Annotated in this window: 16 protein-coding genes; 3 read left to right on the top strand and 13 right to left on the bottom strand. The window is 69.6% G+C overall.

Annotated features, from left to right (window positions below; all coding sequences use genetic code 11):
* Window position 1 precedes the first annotated feature (1 nt).
* On the bottom strand, window positions 2-1423 hold the full coding sequence (locus FDA94_RS10125) for a family 2B encapsulin nanocompartment shell protein (RefSeq protein ID WP_137246789.1): 1422 nt from the start codon (window positions 1421-1423) through the stop codon (window positions 2-4).
* Between the two features lie 164 nt (window positions 1424-1587).
* A complete protein-coding gene (locus tag FDA94_RS10120) occupies window positions 1588-2367 on the bottom strand; it encodes a hypothetical protein (RefSeq protein ID WP_137246788.1) in 780 nt (259 codons plus the stop codon).
* Between the two features lie 147 nt (window positions 2368-2514).
* Here FDA94_RS10120 and FDA94_RS10115 point away from each other — a divergent pair, with 147 nt between their 5' ends.
* Both FDA94_RS10115 and FDA94_RS39855 read left to right on the top strand, forming a co-directional pair.
* Window positions 2515-2799 (top strand): hypothetical protein, encoded by a 285-nt coding sequence (locus FDA94_RS10115; protein WP_137246787.1) that lies wholly within the window; start codon window positions 2515-2517, stop codon window positions 2797-2799.
* Between the two features lie 44 nt (window positions 2800-2843).
* Entirely contained in the window at window positions 2844-3446 is a 603-nt protein-coding gene (locus FDA94_RS39855; RefSeq protein ID WP_212735262.1) for a coiled-coil domain-containing protein, read from the top strand.
* Between the two features lie 65 nt (window positions 3447-3511).
* On the opposite strand, the gene FDA94_RS10105 is transcribed toward FDA94_RS39855, so the two are convergent.
* The 8 genes from FDA94_RS10105 to FDA94_RS10070 all read right to left on the bottom strand — a co-directional run bounded on the left by FDA94_RS10105 (window position 3512) and on the right by FDA94_RS10070 (window position 12429).
* Window positions 3512-5149 carry a fucose isomerase gene (locus FDA94_RS10105; protein WP_137246786.1) on the bottom strand — a complete coding sequence of 546 codons (1638 nt, stop codon included), beginning with the start codon at window positions 5147-5149 and terminating at the stop codon, window positions 3512-3514.
* Window positions 5146-6612, bottom strand: coding sequence for an FGGY-family carbohydrate kinase (locus tag FDA94_RS10100; protein WP_170990873.1), 1467 nt, complete (start codon window positions 6610-6612; stop codon window positions 5146-5148). Before FDA94_RS10100 ends, FDA94_RS10105 begins: the two co-directional genes overlap by 4 nt.
* Window positions 6606-7568, bottom strand: coding sequence for a LacI family DNA-binding transcriptional regulator (locus FDA94_RS10095; RefSeq protein ID WP_137246785.1), 963 nt, complete (start codon window positions 7566-7568; stop codon window positions 6606-6608). Before FDA94_RS10095 ends, FDA94_RS10100 begins: the two co-directional genes overlap by 7 nt.
* Window positions 7565-8161: a hypothetical protein gene (locus FDA94_RS10090; protein ID WP_137246784.1), complete on the bottom strand. Its 597-nt coding sequence runs from the start codon at window positions 8159-8161 to the stop codon at window positions 7565-7567. Before FDA94_RS10090 ends, FDA94_RS10095 begins: the two co-directional genes overlap by 4 nt.
* Window positions 8161-9006 (bottom strand): carbohydrate ABC transporter permease, encoded by an 846-nt coding sequence (locus FDA94_RS10085; RefSeq protein ID WP_170990872.1) that lies wholly within the window; start codon window positions 9004-9006, stop codon window positions 8161-8163. The genes FDA94_RS10090 and FDA94_RS10085 overlap by 1 nt, the downstream gene beginning before the upstream one ends.
* Complete coding sequence (locus FDA94_RS10080) at window positions 9003-9905, bottom strand: carbohydrate ABC transporter permease (protein WP_137246782.1); 903 nt, start codon at window positions 9903-9905, stop codon at window positions 9003-9005. Before FDA94_RS10080 ends, FDA94_RS10085 begins: the two co-directional genes overlap by 4 nt.
* 56 nt (window positions 9906-9961) lie before the next feature.
* A complete protein-coding gene (locus tag FDA94_RS10075; protein WP_137246781.1) occupies window positions 9962-11281 on the bottom strand; it encodes an ABC transporter substrate-binding protein in 1320 nt (439 codons plus the stop codon).
* Between the two features lie 167 nt (window positions 11282-11448).
* Window positions 11449-12429 (bottom strand): LacI family DNA-binding transcriptional regulator, encoded by a 981-nt coding sequence (locus FDA94_RS10070; RefSeq protein WP_137246780.1) that lies wholly within the window; start codon window positions 12427-12429, stop codon window positions 11449-11451.
* Between the two features lie 102 nt (window positions 12430-12531).
* Here FDA94_RS10070 and FDA94_RS10065 point away from each other — a divergent pair, with 102 nt between their 5' ends.
* Window positions 12532-14985, top strand: coding sequence for a GH116 family glycosyl hydrolase (locus tag FDA94_RS10065; protein ID WP_212735261.1), 2454 nt, complete (start codon window positions 12532-12534; stop codon window positions 14983-14985).
* On the opposite strand, the gene FDA94_RS10060 is transcribed toward FDA94_RS10065, so the two are convergent.
* From FDA94_RS10060 to FDA94_RS10050, 3 genes are read right to left on the bottom strand one after another with little or no spacing between them, the layout of a single operon-like run.
* Window positions 14958-15566, bottom strand: a complete 609-nt coding sequence (locus tag FDA94_RS10060) for a hypothetical protein (protein WP_137246778.1) — start codon at window positions 15564-15566, stop codon at window positions 14958-14960. The two genes, FDA94_RS10065 and FDA94_RS10060, sit on opposite strands and share 28 nt — an antisense overlap.
* Window positions 15559-16107: a hypothetical protein gene (locus FDA94_RS10055; protein ID WP_137246777.1), complete on the bottom strand. Its 549-nt coding sequence runs from the start codon at window positions 16105-16107 to the stop codon at window positions 15559-15561. Before FDA94_RS10055 ends, FDA94_RS10060 begins: the two co-directional genes overlap by 8 nt.
* A 37-nt stretch (window positions 16108-16144) precedes the next feature.
* Window positions 16145-17134, bottom strand: coding sequence for a serine hydrolase domain-containing protein (locus tag FDA94_RS10050; protein WP_137246776.1), 990 nt, complete (start codon window positions 17132-17134; stop codon window positions 16145-16147).
* Between the last annotated feature and the right edge of the window lie 58 nt (window positions 17135-17192).

Below are 17192 nucleotides of genomic sequence, written 5' to 3'. Positions count from 1 at the left end.
CTCAGTCCCGGTGCCCGAGCTCGACGTTCTCCAGCACGCCCAGCGCGTCGGGCACCAGCACGGCGGCGCTGTAGTAGGCGCTCACCAGGTAGGAGATGATCGCCTGCTCGTTGACGCCCATGAACCGCACGCTGAGGCCGGGCTCGTACTCGTCCGGCAGCCCCGTCTGGTGCAGCCCGACGACCCCCTGGCTCTCCTCGCCGACGCGCATCAGCAGCATCGACGAGACCCCGGTGTCGCTGATCGGGATCTTGTTGCAGGTGAGGATCGGCACGCCGCGCCAGGCCGGCACCTCACGGCCCAGGAGGTTCACGGTGTTCGGGTAGAGGCCCAGCTTGGAGCACTCGCGGCCGAACGCGGCGATGGCGTGCGGGTGCGCCAGGAAGACCGTCGGCTCCTTCCAGACGACGGCGAGCAGGTCGTCGAGGTCGTCGGGGGTGGGCGGCCCCGACCGGGTGGAGATCCGGTGACCGTGGTCGGCGTTGTGCAGCAGCCCGAAGTCGCGGTTGTTGACGAGCTCGTGCTCCTGCCGCTCCCGCAGCGCCTCGACGGTCAGGCGCAGCTGCTGCTCCACCTGGTTCATCGGCTCGTTGTAGAGGTCGGCGACCCGGGAGTGGACCCGCAGGACGGTCTGCGCGACCGACAGCTCGTACTCGCGCGGGTGCGTCTCGTAGGCGACGTAGGTGTGCGGCAGGGTCGGCTCGCCGGAGTGCCCCGACGACAGCTCGATCGCCGCCTCGCCGTCGGCGTCGGTGTGCGGCGTCTCGGCGTGCAGCCGCGCGTCGAGGTGCGCCCGCAGCCCCGCCGCCCGGTCGGCGACCTCGGCGAACGCCTCCTTCGTCAGCGACAGCACCACACACGGGGTGACCGCGCGGAACCCGAACTCCCAGACGCCGTGGTCGTCGATGAGGGCCTGCTCGCCGAAGTAGGCCCCGTCGGACAGCACGCCCAGCGACACCGCGTGGCCGTACTTCCCGGCGCCGAGCCGGTCGACCTTGCCGTGCGCCAGGATGTGGAACCGATCGACCTCCTGCTCCGGCGCGACGATCATGTCGCCGGGGGCGTACTCGGTCTGCGTGAACCGGCCGGCGAGCGCGGCCAGCACCTCGCCGTCACCGTAACCGCGCAGCAGCGGAAGCTCACCGAGCTCCTGCGGGATGACCTGGACCCGCGCGCCCGTCTTGAGACACTGGATGCGGCCGTCGCCGATCGTGTACGACAGCCTGCGGTTGACCCTGTACGTACCGCCCGCGACCTCCACCCACGGCAGCACCTTCAGCAGCCAGCGCGACGAGATGCCCTGCATCTGGGGGACGGACTTGGTGGTGGTGGCGAGGTTGCGGGCGGCTGCGGTGCCGAGGCTGGAGGCGTGCTCGGCGGCCGCGGCGGCGGCGGTGAGTTCGGCGTTGATCTCGGTGGTCATCGGACGCCCTTCACGAGGGAGGGGCCGGCCCCCTCCGACGCCGATCACTGTGACGAGAGGCGCCAGGGCGGCCCGCCGAGATGGGCAAGCCTTTGCCGCGCCCTCGCCGTGGCCTTGCGCGCCGAACGGCGCCCCGCGTGAGCGGAGCGCCGCCGGTCGTCGCGTCAGAAGGGCTGGATGGTCTCGCAGGAGACCGGCGCGGGGTCGAGGCCGTCCTTGTCGAGGACGATCGTGTCGACGCCCAGGCCGCAGTCGAGGTCGCCGTCCTCCTCCAGGTCCTTGGCGAACAGCTCGTCGTTGCCGCCCATGCCGAACATCTTGTCGCCGTCGCCGCCGCCGTCGTCGATGCGGTTGTTGGCGTTCGCGCCGATCAGGAAGTCGCCGCCGAACGTCGAGCCGACGATGTTCTCGACGTCGCTGCGGACGTTGTCGTTGTCGATGTTGCGGCCGTCGCCGGCGTTGTTGTCGAGGCTGACCCGGACCGAACGGTCGCCGCTCTTGTAGGAGATCGTGTCGGTCCCGGTGCCGCCGATCCAGGTGACGGCGTGTCCCTGGGTCGACCGGCTGCTGCCGATGAGGCTGTCGTTGCCGTCGCCGCCGTTGACGGTGCCCGGGATCGAGACGCCGACGCTGAAGGAGTCGTTCAGGTCGCCCAGGTCGGCGGAGAACTCGGTCGCACCGGTGCCGCAGGTGACGGCCCGAGGCGACAGCTTCACACAGCCGCCCTTCGGGGTCAGGTTCACCGTGTCGAAGACGGCGATCTGACCGTTGAAGACGGTGATCGAGGCGCTGTTGGCGCTCTGCGCGCCCGCCGTGTAGGTGATCTTCCCGTTCGCCAGCTCGACGGTGCCGGCGGTCGCGGCGTTGCCGGTGCCGGTAAAGGTCGCGGCGAGCGCGGCGGCGGCCAGGGTGAGGGTGGACAGCCGGGCGATGTAGGTACGCATGTCAGTTCCTTGTCTTGTCTGCAGGAGTGATTCGCGTACCAGTACGGGGGCCTGTGGTCCGGCAGTTCCGTTGTGTGCAGAAGTGCACGCACGCCGATCTAGACGAGTACCAGACCTCTATATCCATCGACCGGTACGCTGGCGGACATGACCTCCACCGAGAAACGCGACCTCGCCGCCGACACCGCCGGGATCCGGGAGGACATCGGCATCCTCAGAAGCGGCCAGTCGGACATCGAGAGCTTCGTCAAGGACGTGTACCTCGAAGTGCGCACCCTCCGAGGTAACGACCTGGCCCTCGTCCGTGGCAGCACCGACCTCCTGCGTGACCGCCTCGGCGAGATCAGGGCCGGGCAGATCGAGATCCACGCCCTGCTGACCGAACTCGTCCGCCGCCTCGACCCGGTCGCCGAAGCCGCAGATCACGCGTAGACGAGCACCAACCTCTTCTGGAGTCAGCCGCTAACATGAGCACCGTGCCCGAGCGTTCCGCCGAAGACCGTATGGACTGGTTCGAGAACAACATCCACGACATCCGCTACGACATCGGCGTAGTCCACGACCGCGTCATCGACACCCGCAAGGACATCATCGCCCTCCGCAAGGATGTCCAGACGGTGGACGGCCGAGTCGTCGTCCTGCAGAACGACATGACCGTCATGAAGGCCGACATCGCCGAGATCAGAGAGGACACCGCCAACCTCTGCCTCGGCCAGATCCGGCTCGAGAACAAGATGGAGGAGATGCGCGGCGACATCACCGAGATGCGCGGCGACATCACCGAAGTGCGCGGGGACATCACCGAGATGCGCGGCGACATCACCGAGATGCGCGGCGACATCACCGAAGTGCGCGGGGACATCACCGAAGTGCGCGGCGACATCACCGAGATGCGCGGCGACATCACCGAGATGCGCGGCGACATCACCGAGATGCGCGGCGACATCACCGAGATACGCGGCGACATCACCGAGATGCGCGGCGACATCACCGAGATACGTGGTGACATCGCCACTCTGAAGGCCGGGCAGACCGAGATTCGCGAGCTGCTCATCACCTTCATGCAGCGCAGCGCCTGACCCCCCGACGTACACGCGAAAGGCCCTGACCGGGGTCCGCCAGGGCCTTCCTCGCCGGTCAGGGGCTAACCCAGGTTCGCGTCTCCGCAGATGTGCACCTTGACGCCCAGTTCCTCGAACAGGGCCGCCTTCGCCACCAGCGCCTTGTCCGCCGTCGCCCCGTCGGGCGCGTACGCCACGTTCAGGTGGTTGGCCTTGTGCCGGGCCATGAACTGGTCGCGGCTCACCCCGTGGAAGACCGCGTGCATGATCGGCCACGCCGGGGTCGTCGCCTGGGAGCGTCGTTCGGTCTCCTCCTCGGGCAGGGAGACCGCCGAGGCGCGGCCCAGGTCGACGTGCAGTTCGCCGTCCTGGATGAAGACGCGGCTCCACACGATCTCGCCCGGCTTGCAGACGCCCTTGATGGTCGAGCCGCCCAGCGGGAAGTAGACCGGGTCCTGCCGCATGCCCACCGCGTCCGCGTAGCCGTTCTCGAAGTGGGACGGCGGGACCGAGCCCGAGATCTCGAAGACCCACACGAACCGGCCGTCGTACTCCTCGCCCCAGCGGACGTCGTGCAGGGTCGTCGCGGGGTCGAGGCCCATGGCGGTCCAGATGCGGTTGGTGACCAGCGCGTCGACGGCGACGCCCTCGTCGGCCTCGTTGAAGTGCGGGAGGGGGGCGTCCTCCCACAGCACGCGGGAGCCGTCGCGGGTGGTCACGGGCGGGCGGGAGGCGTTGTTCAGCAGGCCTTCGGCCAGGTCGGAGGCCGGGGAGAGGTCTTTGAGGCCCTGCTGGTACTGGATGCCGACCGCGTCGAGGCCGTAGTCGTCGCTGATGCGCAGCGCCGCGACGTACATCTTGTACTGCCACCTGAGCTGCGCCTCGGTCAGCTCGGTCGCCTCGTCGGTACCCAGGTCGAAGGTCATGCCCTGCGAGCGGAGCCACGCGCCGACGGCGTCGGCCTCCTCGTCGGGGGTGCGCAGCATCTCGGCCCACAGGGCGCTCTGCGACAGGCGTTCCTTGTAGATGCCGATCGGGTTCAGCAGTTCGTCGTCGATGATCGCGTTGTACATGCCCATGCAGCCCTCGTCGAAGACGCCGATGATCGCCTTGTCGGTGAGGAGCTGGCGGGCCAGGGCGACGCCGAGGTCGCGTTCCACGCTGTCGGGCAGTGTCGGCAGGTCGTGGACGTGGGAGGCGTCGTGCGGGATCGTCCCGGTCTCCACCCAGCTCTTGATGCCTGCCTTGAACCAGTCGTCCTGGAAGTCGACGCTCCAGATCGTCGAGTACGCCACTCCCATCTTCGTCATGCCGGAGTTCAGGCCCAGCAGGCCGACGAGGCCGGGCCAGGTGCCCTCGAAGTTGGCGACCGTCAGGATGGGGCCGCGGTGGGTGCGCAGCCCGGCCAGCACGTGGTGGCTGTACTGCCAGACCGCCTCGGCGACGATGAGCGGGGCGTCCGGCGGGATGGTCTTGAAGACCTCCAGGCCCATCCGCTGGCTGGAGATGAAGCCGTGCCCGGTGACGGGGTCGACGTCATTGGCGCGGACGACCGTCCAGCCGAGTTCGGCGAAGGCTGCCGTCACGTCGGCTTCCATCTGAACCTGGGTCGGCCAGCCCGCCAGGTTGGCCGACAGGCGCAGGTCGCCGCTGGCGATCAGGTACGCCGTCTTCGGCGGCGCGGCGGGGCGTTCCGTGGTGGGGGGGAAGGTGTACATCATGCTCCTCTGGAGGCAAGGCGGCGTTCCCGCGCCGCGAGGGCGTGCGCGACCTCGCGGGTGGCGGGATAGAGGTCGAGGTAGAGGGTGTAGAGCTCGTCGTAGGCCGGGTCCGGCACGGGGGTGACGGTGGCGGCCGGGGGGTTCCAGTCGGCGATGGCGGCGCCGGTGGTGGCGCGGGCCGCCAGGTAGGCGGCGCCGTAGGAGGCGCCGATGGTGGTCGTGGGGATGACCTGTGGCAGGCCGGTGACGTCGCTGACGATGCGGGTCCACAGACCGCCCTGGACGCCGCCGCCGACCGCGACCACCCGCGAGACCTCGGCGCCGGCCCCGCGCAACGCCTCGACGTTGTGCCGGACGCCGAGCGCGGTCGCCTCCAGGGCGGCCCGGTAGAGGTCGCCCCGGGTGTGGCTGAGGGTCAGGCCGGCGATGATCCCGCGGGCGTCGGGGTCCTGGACGGGGGTGCGCTCCCCCGCGAAGTAGGGCAGCATCAGCAGGCCGTGCGCGCCGGGGCCCGAGGCGTCCGCCTCGGCCAGGAGCGCCGGGTAGCCGGCTCCGGTCAGGTCGCTCAGCCAGGAGGTGATCGCGCCCGAGGTGGCCATGCCCCCGGCCAGGTTGTGGGAGCCGGCGTAGGCGCCGACCGTGCCCCACATCGAGGGGGTGCGCAGCGGGCGGTCGACCGTGGCGATGAGGAACATCGTGGTGCCGTACATCAGCATGAGGTCGCCGGGGTCGCAGGCGTCCACGCTGACGGCCTCGGTCCAGGCGTCGATCGAGCCGGTGATCACGGGGGTTCCGGCGGAGACGCCCGCCACATTCGATGTCACCGTTCCGGCGATCTCGTCGGACCAGCGCAGCCTGGGCAGGTCCAGGCCGGGGGCGACGAGCGGGGCCCATTCGGGGTCCCAGCCGGTTCCGTCGAACATCGGGGTGCACTGGCTGGCCGAGTGGTAATCGAGGACGTATTCGCCGGTCAGCCGGTAGAGCAGCCACGACGCCGGCATGAACAGGCGCCGGGCGCGGGCCCAGGTCTCCGGTTCGTGCTTGGCGACCCAGCGCAGTTTCGGGCCGACCGCCTGGGACGACAGCACCGAGCCGCAGCGGTCCAGGATGGCCGAGGAGCCGCCCAGCAGGTCGTCGAGCTCGGCGATCTCCTCCGACGCGCGGGTGTCGACGCCGTAGAGGATCGCCGGGCGCAGCGGGGCGCCGCCGGCGTCGGTCAGCAGGGCGCAGGGGCCCATGCCGCTCACGCCGACCGCCGTGATCTCGCGGCCGGTGGTCAGTTCCTCGGCCAGGGAGACGAATTCGGCCCACCAGATCTCGCCGTCCATCTCCACGTGGCCGGGGTGGGGACGCGCGACCCGGTGGTGGCGTACGGACGAGGCGAGAACGGTTCCCGAATCGTCGACCAGGACGCCCTTGCTCGACGAGGTGCCGATGTCGACACCGAAGAACAACGTCACCATCTCTCCCGGGTGTTCGTGTCGCGCAGGATGACCGTGCGCGCGGGTCCGTCGTCGCCGGCGATGCGGGCCAGCAGCAGGGCCGCCGCCGCTTCGCCGAGGTTGCGGGCGGGCAGGTCGACGACCCGCACGCCGTGCCTTTCGAGCGACGCGTAAGGAAGATCACCGAATACGGCCAGGCCGAATCGGGGCGGTTCGAGCCCGCGTTCGCGCAGGACGTCGAGCGCTCCGGCGGCCATCAGGTTGTTGGCGACCACCACGGCGTCCGGCGGCTCGTGCAGCGCGAGCAGGTCGCGCATGGCGGCCCGGCCGCCGTCGACGCGGTAGTCGGCGTAGCGGAGCAGCCGGTCGCCCGGCCAGGCGGTCGCCTGCCGCCAGCCCTCCATGCGGAGTTGCGCCGTCTCGACCGACTGCGGCCCGGTGATGCAGGCGACCCGGGAGAACCCGGCCGCCAGCAGCGCCTCGGCCGCGACCCGGCCGCCGGCCCGGTTGTCGACGGTGACCGCGTCGACGTCGGGGCGGTGCAGGCTCCGGTCGACGGCCACCACCGGAACCCCGTGCTCGATGAGTTTCTGCACGTCACTGGCTCCGTCGGCGGGCGCGATCAGCACTCCGGCCATGTGCTCGGCGAGGGCGATGTCCATGTACGTCTGCTCGCGCTCCGGGTCGTCGTCGGTGTTGCACAGCACGACCGAGTAGCCCCCGGTGCGGGCCCGGTTCTCCACGCCGCGCGCCAGCGCGGTGAAGAACGGGTTCTCCACGTCGGGGATGATCAGGGCGATGACCTCGGAATCCCGTCCGCGCAGGCGGCGCGCGGCCCGGCTGGGGGTGAAGCTCAGCTCCGCCATGGCCGCCCGCACCTTGCGTTCGGTCTCGGGCGAGACGCGGTTGCCGTTGATGACCCGGCTCACGGTGGCCGCCGACACCCCGGCATGGGCGGCCACCTGATAGATCGTCACCTTCGGGCCGGCCACGTCCGGCCCTGGAGGGTGTCGATCTCGTCGAGCAGGCCGATCGTCTGGGTGGCCGTCACGACCAGCAGCAACGGTACGACGACCACCGCGAGGACGCCGGTGGACGCGGCGGCGGCGAACCCGCCGAGCCAGTGGAGGGCCACGATCGTGAGCGCCCACAGCGGCTTGAACGCCACCAGGATCGCGCCGCCCCTGAGGGCTTTCAGGCCGGGCTTGTCGCGGAGGGTTCCGTAGGCGAGGGCGTACGGCAGCACGACCATCGCCAGCGCGCCCGCGACCACGGTGACACCGGTCAGCACCGCGCACCCGGCGACGAACAGCGCCAGCACCGGATCGAATCGCCGCAGCTCACCCAGCTTGGGCGCCTCACCGCGCGCGACCAGCGCGCAGAACCGGGCGACGGAGGTGAGCGCGAGCGACGGCGGCAGGACGGCCAGCGCGGTCATCCACGAGGGGGCGTCGACCATCCACGAGACGATCAGCGGCACCAGCGCGGCGAGGAGGAACAGCCCCGCCGTGACCGCACGCGGCAGCTCCCGCCAGAACAGCAGGACCGCGGGTTTCAGAAACGCGACCATCAGAGCTTCAGTCCGCTCGACGCGATCGACTGGACGATGTAGCGCTGGGCCGCGATGAAAACGATCAGAACGGGCACGATCGCCATCGCGATACCGGCCGCGATCGTGCCGAGCGACCCGGTCGAGAAGCGCCCGGCCAGCAGCACCAGGCCCACCGGCAGTGTCTGCTTCTCCGTGTCGGAGATCATCACCAGCGGGAGCAGCAGGTCGTTCCACCAGTACGTGAAGCAGAGGATCCCCAGGGTCGCGATCGACGGGCCCGACAACGGCAGGATGATGCGTGCGAACGTGTGGAACCGCGAGGCGCCGTCGATCTTGGCGGCCTCCTCCAGTTCGTACGGCAGCGCCATGAAGTGCTGGCGCAGCAGGAAGATGCCGAACGCGGAGAAGATGCCCGGGAAGATCAGCGCCCACAGCGAGTTGGTCATGCCGATCTTGGACATGACGAGGAACAGCGGCACGATCGTCACCTGGATCGGGATCATCAGCGACCCGATCACCACGGCGAACAGCACGCCCTTGCCCCGGAACCGCAGCCGTGCGAACGCGTAGGCGGCGGTGGAACAGGTGATGAGCTGCGCGATCGTCACGGTCCCCGACACGATGATCGAGTTCAGGAAGAACCGGAAGTACGGCACCTGCTCGGTCACCTTGCCGAAGTTGTCCAGCGTGAGGTTCTCCGCGTGGAAGGTCGGCGGCAGGCGGTAGAGCTCGGCGTCGGAGCCCGAGAAGGCTCCCCGGAAGATCCACAAAAAGGGCGCGGTGATGGCGACGGCCGCGACCACGAGGATCACGAACGTCAGGACGCGCGCGGCGACGTGCCCAACGGTCAGTCGGCTGGTCATTGGTAGTGGGTCCATCTGCGCGAGAACCAGAACTGGATGGCGGTCAGCACGACCAGGACCAGCGCGAACGTGATGCCGATCGCGGAGGCGTAGCCGAGGTCGAAGTCGCCGAAGGCGCGGTCGTAGAGGTATTCGACGATCGTGCGGCTGGAGTCACCCGGGCCGCCCTGGGTGAGCACCCGGGGTTCGGCGAAGATCTGGAAGGAGTTGATGGTGTTGATCACGACGAGGAAGAAGATGGTCGGCGAGAGCAGCGGGAAGGTGATGCGCCAGAACCTCGTCCAGGCGCCCGCGCCGTCGACGATCGCGGCCTCGCGCAGCTGCTTGGGGATCGACTGCAGGCCCGCGATGTAGACGAGGATCGAGAACCCGATCGTCTTCCACGAGTTGACCATGATCACCGAGATCGGCGCCCAGGTGGAGCTGCCGAGCCAGTCGATCCGGTCGAGGCCGGTCAGTCCGAGCAGGTAGTTGACCAGGCCGAGGTCCTTGTTGAGCAGGAACCGCCAGATCAGCGCGACCGCCGAGGCCGACACGACGAACGGGAAGAGGAAGGAGAGCCGGAAGAACGCCCTGATCCAGCGGGGCATCCTGGTCTCCAGCAGCACCGCGAGCAGCAGCCCGAGCACGACGTTGACGGCCAGGATCACCAGGGCCATGTAGGTCGTCGACCCGTAGACCCCGAGCAGCCGCTCGTCGGTGAACAGCCGCTTGAAGTTGTCGAGCCCGGCGAACGTGCCGTCGCTGAGCAGGTTCCAGTCGAAGAAACTCAGGATCAGGACGCCGACGGTCGGAGCCAGCACGAACACCAGGAACGTGAGGATCGACGGGGTGAGGAAGGCCAGCGCCGCGGCCCCGTCTCCACGGGGCCGGGTCGTCGGGTGAGTGTTGGTGGTCACAATGGTCCGCCTTGGGAGGGGAACCGGGTCCGGGTTCAGGGGCCGGACCCGGTCGCTCAGCAGGTGACGATGCCGGTCAGCTCGCCCTGCATGGCCTTCAGTCCGTCGGGGACCGTGGTCTCGCCGGCGAAGATCTGCTGCAGGTGGCGCAGGACGGTCGACTCGAACGTGCTGTACTTGGCCGGGGCCGGGTAGGGCACGAGGGTCTCGAACTTGTCGATGCTGTCGTAGTAGAGGTCGCTGTTGGCGGGCGGCACGCCGACCTGGGAGATCGTGTGGGCCACCGAGCGGCGTGAGGGGATGGAGTCGCCGGGCTTGTCGGGGGTGCCGACGTAGCCCTTCTCGATCTCGTCGCTGACCGTGAACTTCTGGTACTCCCAGGCCAGGTCGGGGTTCTGCGACGACTTCAGGATCGGGTAGCCGGCGCCGCCGAAGACGGTCTTGTACGTGTCGCCCTTCGGGTAGAGCTGGATGTCGAAGCTCTTGAACCCGGCGGGCAGGAAGGTGGCGATCGGCCACCGGCCCGCGCCGAACATGGCGATCTGCCCGTTCTGGAAGCGGGTGAAGACGTCGCTCATCGGCATCGGAGCCGGGGCGACGCCCTCCTTGATCAGGTCGTTGAGGAACGTCACGGCCTTGTTGACCTGCGGGGAGTCGGCGGTGGCCTGGCAGACGTCGTCGCTGGTCAGGTTGCCGCCGGCGTTGGCGACCCACGGCATGATGCCGGGGAAGATCTCGTTGCTGGCCCAGGTGAAGCCGTATTGGTCGTTGGTGCCGTCGCCGTTGGTGTCGGCGCTCAGTTTCTTGGCGGTCGCCTTGAAGTCGTCCCAGGTCCAGTCGGCCTTGGGCGGTTCGACGCCGGCCTTCTTGAAGACGTCGGTGTTGTAGTAGACGACCATGTCGTTCCAGCCGTAGCTCAGGGTGATCACGTCGCCCTTGACGGTGAAGCCGTCGATGAGGCCCTGGGCGATGTCGTCGGTGATGGCCTTGGCCCCGGCGTCCTTCTCCAGGTATTCGTTGATCGGTTTCACGAGCTTGTTGCTGTGGACGAACTGGGCGCCCTCACCGGAGATCACCATCAGGTCGGGCTTCTTGCCCGAGGCGATCAGCGTGGCGACGTTCGCGTAGTAGGTTCCCCAGTTCTCCCCGGTCACGGGGGTGAGGGTGACCTTGACGTCGGGGTGGGCCTTCGTGAAGGCGTCGGCGGTGGCCTTGTTGCCGCTCTCGGCGGCCGGGCCGTAGTTCCAGTAGACGATTTCCAGAGCTTTGGCACCGGTCGACGTCGTTTCCGAGTCGCTTCCGCAACCCGCAAGAGCCGTCGCCGCCAGGGCGGCGGTCGCGCAGGCCAGCGCGACCTTGCGGCGGGGGATGTTCATAGGCCTGCGTCCTTTTTCCTTGGGGCAGATTCACCACGCGAGCCACGACCGGCCTGCGTCAGGTGTGGCGTGCGCCACATGAAAGTGCAAGAAATCGATTTCGTCAAGCACTCCGCGAAACGTACCCCATGAAGCCCCTGATCAGGCAAGTAACGGGATGGTATCGATTACAGCGATAACGGCGGCCGGGCGATCTCGGCCCGCAGCACGACCGTGCGCAGCGGCTGGGTGTCGCCGCCGATGCGCTCCAGCAGCATCGTCGCGGCGGTCCGCCCCAAGTGGCGGGCCGGCAGCCGGACCTGCACCACGCTCGACGGCGGCGGCAGCAGGTAGGGCAGTTCGCCGAGCACGGCGACGCCGAAGTCCTCGGGGTCGATGCCCGCCTCGTGGAGGGCCTGAAGTGCGCCGATGGCCATCAGGTTGTTGGTGGTGACCACGGCGTCGGGCGGCTGGACCAGGTCGAGCAGGGCGTTCATCGCGGCCCGGCCGCCGTCGACGCGGAAGTTGGCGTGCTGCAGGAAGCCGTCGCGCACGAGGGTCTTGCGGGCCGTGACGACCTGCTTCCAGCCCAGGTAACGATCTTCGGTCTCCTCGATCCCGGCCGGGCCCGCGATGCAGGCGATGCGCCGGAAACCGGCCTCCACCAGGGCGGTCGTGGCGGCGATGCCGGCCGCCCGGTTGTCGATCTTCACGGCGTCGACCGGATAGGGCGTGGTGCGGTCGACGGCCACGACGGGCCGGCCGAGGGAGGCGATGGCGCCCAGGTCGACCTCGTCGGAGGCGGGCGAGAGGATCACGCCGGCCATGTGCTCGGAGGCGGCGATCTGCAGGTAGCGCAGCTCTTTGGCCGGGTCGTCGTCGGTGTTGCAGAGCACGACGGAGAACCCCGACTCCTGGGCGCGGTCTTCGACGCCGCGGGCCAGGGCGGTGAAGAACGGGTTCTCGATGTCGGGCACCAGCAGGCAGATGATCTCGGAGCTCTGCTTGCGCAACCGGCGCGCGGTCTTGTTGGGGGTGAAACCGAGCTGCTGGGCGGCGTCGCGGACGAGGCGCTGCTTCTCCTCGGAGACGGTGTTGCCGTTGAAAACCCGGGAAACCGTCGCGGGAGAGACCCCGGCGAGCGCCGCAACCTCGTAAATCGTCGCCATAGCGCCACACCATACCCGCGCTTGACACCCCTGATGAGCTCGTCTAGCGTGCCTGAAATCGATTTCAAGACCAACGAAATCCAACCTGGAAAGGCGGGGGCCGTGAAGCGGTACTCCGGGGAGGCCCGGCGCGCGGTCGCGTTCCCTCTCGGCGGCTTCGGCACCGGACATGTGGCGCTGGCCGGAGACGGGGCCTTGCGGCAGTGGCAGCTCGGCGGGGTGCCCAACCATCGGGGCTTCCTGCCCGACAGCTTCTTCGCGCTGCGGGTCTCCTCGACCGAGCCGCCGGACGACGTGGTGCGCCTGCTGCGGAGCGCCCCGGTGCCGCCGTCGCCCGATCCGGCCCCCAACGTCTCCGACGCCGAGGTGCCCGACCTGGGGGGACTTCCTTCCTGGCCGACGGTGGAGGCCACCGAGTTCCGGGCCGCCTACCCGTTCGCCGAGATCGACTATCTGGACTCCGGGCTCCCGGTGGCGGTGTCGCTGTCGGCGTTCACTCCGTTCGTGCCGCTCGACGCCGACGCGAGTTCGCTGCCGCTGGTGCGCTACCGGTTCACGGTGACCAACACGAGCGCCGAGTTCCGGCACGGGTTCCTGCTCGGGACGCTCCAGAACGGCGTCGGCTGGGACGGCGTGACCCCTGTCGACGGGACCAGGGGCCCCGGTTACGGCGGGAACGTGAATCGCCTGCTCAGAAGGCCGGGGCAGACCGGCGTCCTGATGGACAACCCGACGCTCCGGGAGACCGACGAGGGTTACGGCGAGATGCTGCTGTGGACGGACGCCCCCGCCCTGGCGCTCCCCCGTGCGACCAGCGCCGAGGCGCTGCTGCGTTTCGCGGAGACGGTGAAACTGGTGACGCCGGTGCAGCTCGGGGACTTCTCCGACGCCGCGCTGCGGGCGGCGCTGGCCGACGGGGCCTCACCGATGAGGGCGCCTGCGGGGCCGAGCCCGGCCGGGTTCACCTGGGACGCCGGGCTGGCCGCCGCCTTCGCGCTCGCGCCCGGTGAAACGACGACGATCGACGTCGTGCACGCCTGGTGGTTCCCCAACCGGTTCGCCGACTTCGACCGGTTCGGGCCGACTCCTTCCTATGCGGGAAGCCGGTTCTGGGTGGGCAACCACTACGCGACGCGGTTCGGGGGCGCGGTCGACGTGCTCGACGCCTATCTCGCCGACCGCGATCACCTCGACACGGCCTCCCGGAGCTGGGCGTCGGCGGTCGCCGACAGCGACCTGCCCTCGGTGTTGAAAGACGTGATCTCGGCTCAGGGGACTCTCATCAGGTCGCCGTCGCTGTTCCGGACCGCCGACGGGCGGGCCTACGGGTTCGAGGGGGCGCTGGGGGCGTCCACCCGGAACTGGAACGGGGACGTGGGCGGGTCGTGCCCGCTGAACTGCAACCACGTCTTCAACTACGAGCAGGCGCTGGCCCGGCTGTTCCCCTCGCTCGGGCGGGACATGCGGGAGACCGAGTTCGCCGTCCAGGCCCCCGACGGGTCGATCCCGCATCGGGTCGCGTTGCCGCTCTACCTGCCGCAGTACCACGACGTCGCCATCGGCGGGCCGGTCCGGCCGGCGCTCGACGGGATGCTGGGGGCGGTGCTCAAGACGTACAGGTCGGTTCTGGACGGTTCGGGCCTCGGCTGGCTCCGCGAGCAGTGGCCCGCGCTGCGACGGCTGATGGAGCACGTGACCCGCACCTGGGATCCGGACGGAACCGGCATCCTGCGCGGCGACCAGCCCTGCACCTACGACATCAGCCTGCACGGACCGAACATGTTCGTCGGCGGGCTGTGGCTGGCGGCGCTGCGGGCGATGGAGGAGATGGCCCGGCTCGTGGAACCCGCGCTGGCCGCCGGTTTCGCGACACTGTTCACGCTCGGACGGGACGGCTACGACGCGTTGCTGTGGACGGGCGAGTACTACGGCCAGCCCGACACCGGCGAGGAGCACGACTTCGGCCGGGGCTGCCTGTCCGACCAGCTGCTCGGCCAGTGGTGGGCGCACCAGCTCAACCTGGGCTACATCCTGCCCGCCGACCGGGTCAGGACGGCGCTCGCCTCGATCGTCCGCTACAACCTGAAGACCGGTTTCGAGCCCCACGGCTACCGCTCGTTCGCCGACGGGGCCGAGACCGGACTGGTCGTGTGCACCTGGCCGCACGGCGGCCGGCCCGCCGTGCCCCTGCGCTACTGCGACGAGGTCTGGACCGGCGTGGAGTATCAGGTCGCGGCCGGCTGTCTGTACGAAGGCCTGACGGACGAGGCCTTCCGCATCCTCGACGGCCTCCGGGGACGGTACGACGGGACGCGCCGCAACCCGTTCAACGAGATCGAGTGTGGCGACCACTACGTGCGCGCGATGGCCGGATGGTCGCTGCTCGACGCCTACACGGGTTTCCGGCGCGACCCCGCGACCGGGCAGGTCACGGCCTCACGGCCAGGCAGGTTCCCGGTGGTCGCGGGGACGGCGTGGGGGGTGCTGACCGTGTCTCCGGACGGGGAGGCGTCGGTCGAGGCACTGGGTCAGGGAGCCGCGAGCGGGATCGTGTAGAGCGCCCGGGTGTCCCCCACCCACTCCTGATCGACGGCGCGGCCCGTCACCGCCACGATGAGCCGGAGGTGGACCTCCAGCCAGTAACGCGGCAGGCCCTCCGGCTCGGTCATCGATCCCCAGCGTGAGATCTCCGGCATCTCCGGCAGCGTGATCCGCGCCATGTGGGGCTCGATCCACGACCCGGGTTCGGGCACGAGCAGGTCGCCGAAACCGGGTCTGCGGTCGAGGGTGCCGGTCGTCGCGCCGTCGCCGTGGACGAGCGGGTCGACCCCGCTGTCACGGGTGGTGAAGTGGAGGAAGCGCAGGCCGCTCGCCGTCAGGTTCCCGGTCTCCAGCGGCGGGCCGCTGATGGTGAGGACGTGCACCCAGCCCTCGGCGTGGCGGCCGATCCAGACCCGCTCGGTGAGACTCATCGGCCGGTAGTGGGCCATGGCGGTGGCCAGGTCGCAGTCGTGCCGGGAGCCGGGGTCGGCGCCCAGCACGGCGGCGACCTTCTCCGGGTTGCCGCATTCGACCCAGGTGCCGGAGAACCCGCTGCCCAGGCCCGCCTCGCGGAGCAGGTCCCACTGGTCAGCCATGCGGCCACGCCCCTTCGGGGATCCGGCAGAGCAGGCCCGGCGTGGCGAACCAGTCGTCGTCGATGAACCTGCCGGTCTGGTTCGCGATCGAGGCGAGGTGGAAGTTCATGAATCCGGCGAGTTCGTCGGAGCCGATGTCCCCGGCCCCGTGGTCGGTGGCGAAGTCGAACCACTCCGTCGGCCACTCGTGCCACTCGCCCTGGTGGATGTAGGACTGCTCGTCCTCCCACTCGCCGTTCACGCAACTGAAGTGAAAGCCGAGTCCGTCCATCGGGAGCATCCGGTACAGCGACTGTCCCGACAGGGCGTACAGCTTCACCCAGCCGGGGCGGTGGTCGGAGACCCAGACGAGGTGCTCCTCGCCGAAGGGCTGAAACCAGCGCTTGGCCTGGTTCAGGTCGCAGGCCAGCGTCTCCTCCGCCCTCAGCCCGTCGGCCACGGAACGATAGCCGGGCGCCTCGACCCACGCGCATTCGAACATCTCGGTCAGGCCGCGTTCCTCGAAACACGCCCATTGGTCGAATCTGTTGCGGCCTGACATCGCACTCCCGATTCATCCGAAAAGAACGATCTTGACCCTACCGGTACAGCGCTTCGATGAGCGCGGGCCAGCGCGGATCGGGCCCCGCCGGGGTCAGCAGGGTGCGGCTCGGGGTGAACGCGAAGGCGAAGCCCTCGTCGGGGTCGGCGAAGGCCAGCGCTCCCCCGGAACCGCTGTGCCCGAAGGCGCGCGGGTTCGGGGAGAAGGGCCGGGTCGGGTTGGCGAGCATGAACCCCAGCCCGAACCGCGTCTCCGAACCGAGCACCTCGTCGTGGCCCTCGCTCCGGGGTTCGATCATCTCGGCCAGCTTGGGCGAGGTCAGCAGCTCGCCGTAGAGCGTGGCGAGAGCGCGCGCATGAGCGTGGACGTTGGCGGCCGGGATCTCCGCCGCCCGCCACCGGGCGGTGTTGGGCAGCCCGGGGGTGAGCTGCTCGGCGGGGTTCGCGAACGCCTTCACGGTGAGCTCGGTCGCCGACAGCCGCGGCAGCGGCCCGTGCGACTCGGGCGGCAGCACGTCCCTGACCGGCGTGTTCGCGGCCAGCCCGACACTGAGGCCGTCGATGCCCAGATCCCGGACGAGCTCCCTCACGGTCCGCCCCGTCGCCCGCCGCAGCACCTCGCCGACCAGCCAGCCGAACGTGACGGCGTGGTAGCCGTGCCGCTCCCCCGGCGGCCACCACGGGTGCTCGGCGGCGAGCGCCTCGGTCATGGCCGTCCAGTCGAACAGCGCCCCGTCGGGCAGGTCGCGGCGGACGGCGGGCAGGCCCGCGCGGTGGGAGAGCAGGTCGGCGACCGTGCAGTCGGTGCTGAACTCCGGCCACCATTCGCGCACGGGACGGTCGAGACCGGTCAGATGACGGTGGGCGAGCGCGGCGACCACCCCCTTCCCGACGGAGAAGACGTTCACCACGTCGTCACGGGACCAGTCGCCGGCCCACTCGTCGACGACGAGCTCGCCGTCGCGGTGGACGGCCAGCGCCGCTCCCCCGGGACCTGCGGCGACGATCCGCTTGAAGAGGTCTCTCATGATCTGCCCACTTTCTTCAACCCTGGTTGTGCAACCTTGGTTGAGTATCAGAGGATGC

Origin of the sequence: Herbidospora galbida (assembly GCF_005233835.1) — a bacterium.
Lineage (GTDB): Bacteria > Actinomycetota > Actinomycetes > Streptosporangiales > Streptosporangiaceae > Herbidospora > Herbidospora galbida.
The sequence above is the reverse complement of the archived record's forward strand: the minus strand, read 5'-3'. Positions and strand labels throughout refer to the sequence as shown.

Coding starts and splice junctions, on each gene's coding strand:
- FDA94_RS10125 (WP_137246789.1), bottom strand. CDS start 1,423: ATGACCACCGAGATCAACGCCGAACTCACCGCCGCCGCCGCGGCCGCC.
- FDA94_RS10120 (WP_137246788.1), bottom strand. CDS start 2,367: ATGCGTACCTACATCGCCCGGCTGTCCACCCTCACCCTGGCCGCCGCC.
- FDA94_RS10115 (WP_137246787.1), top strand. CDS start 2,515: ATGACCTCCACCGAGAAACGCGACCTCGCCGCCGACACCGCCGGGATC.
- FDA94_RS10105 (WP_137246786.1), bottom strand. CDS start 5,149: ATGATGTACACCTTCCCCCCCACCACGGAACGCCCCGCCGCGCCGCCG.
- FDA94_RS10100 (WP_170990873.1), bottom strand. CDS start 6,612: ATGGTGACGTTGTTCTTCGGTGTCGACATCGGCACCTCGTCGAGCAAG.
- FDA94_RS10090 (WP_137246784.1), bottom strand. CDS start 8,161: ATGGTCGCGTTTCTGAAACCCGCGGTCCTGCTGTTCTGGCGGGAGCTG.
- FDA94_RS10085 (WP_170990872.1), bottom strand. CDS start 9,006: ATGACCAGCCGACTGACCGTTGGGCACGTCGCCGCGCGCGTCCTGACG.
- FDA94_RS10075 (WP_137246781.1), bottom strand. CDS start 11,281: ATGAACATCCCCCGCCGCAAGGTCGCGCTGGCCTGCGCGACCGCCGCC.
- FDA94_RS10070 (WP_137246780.1), bottom strand. CDS start 12,429: ATGGCGACGATTTACGAGGTTGCGGCGCTCGCCGGGGTCTCTCCCGCG.
- FDA94_RS10060 (WP_137246778.1), bottom strand. CDS start 15,566: ATGGCTGACCAGTGGGACCTGCTCCGCGAGGCGGGCCTGGGCAGCGGG.
- FDA94_RS10055 (WP_137246777.1), bottom strand. CDS start 16,107: ATGTCAGGCCGCAACAGATTCGACCAATGGGCGTGTTTCGAGGAACGC.
- FDA94_RS10050 (WP_137246776.1), bottom strand. CDS start 17,134: ATGAGAGACCTCTTCAAGCGGATCGTCGCCGCAGGTCCCGGGGGAGCG.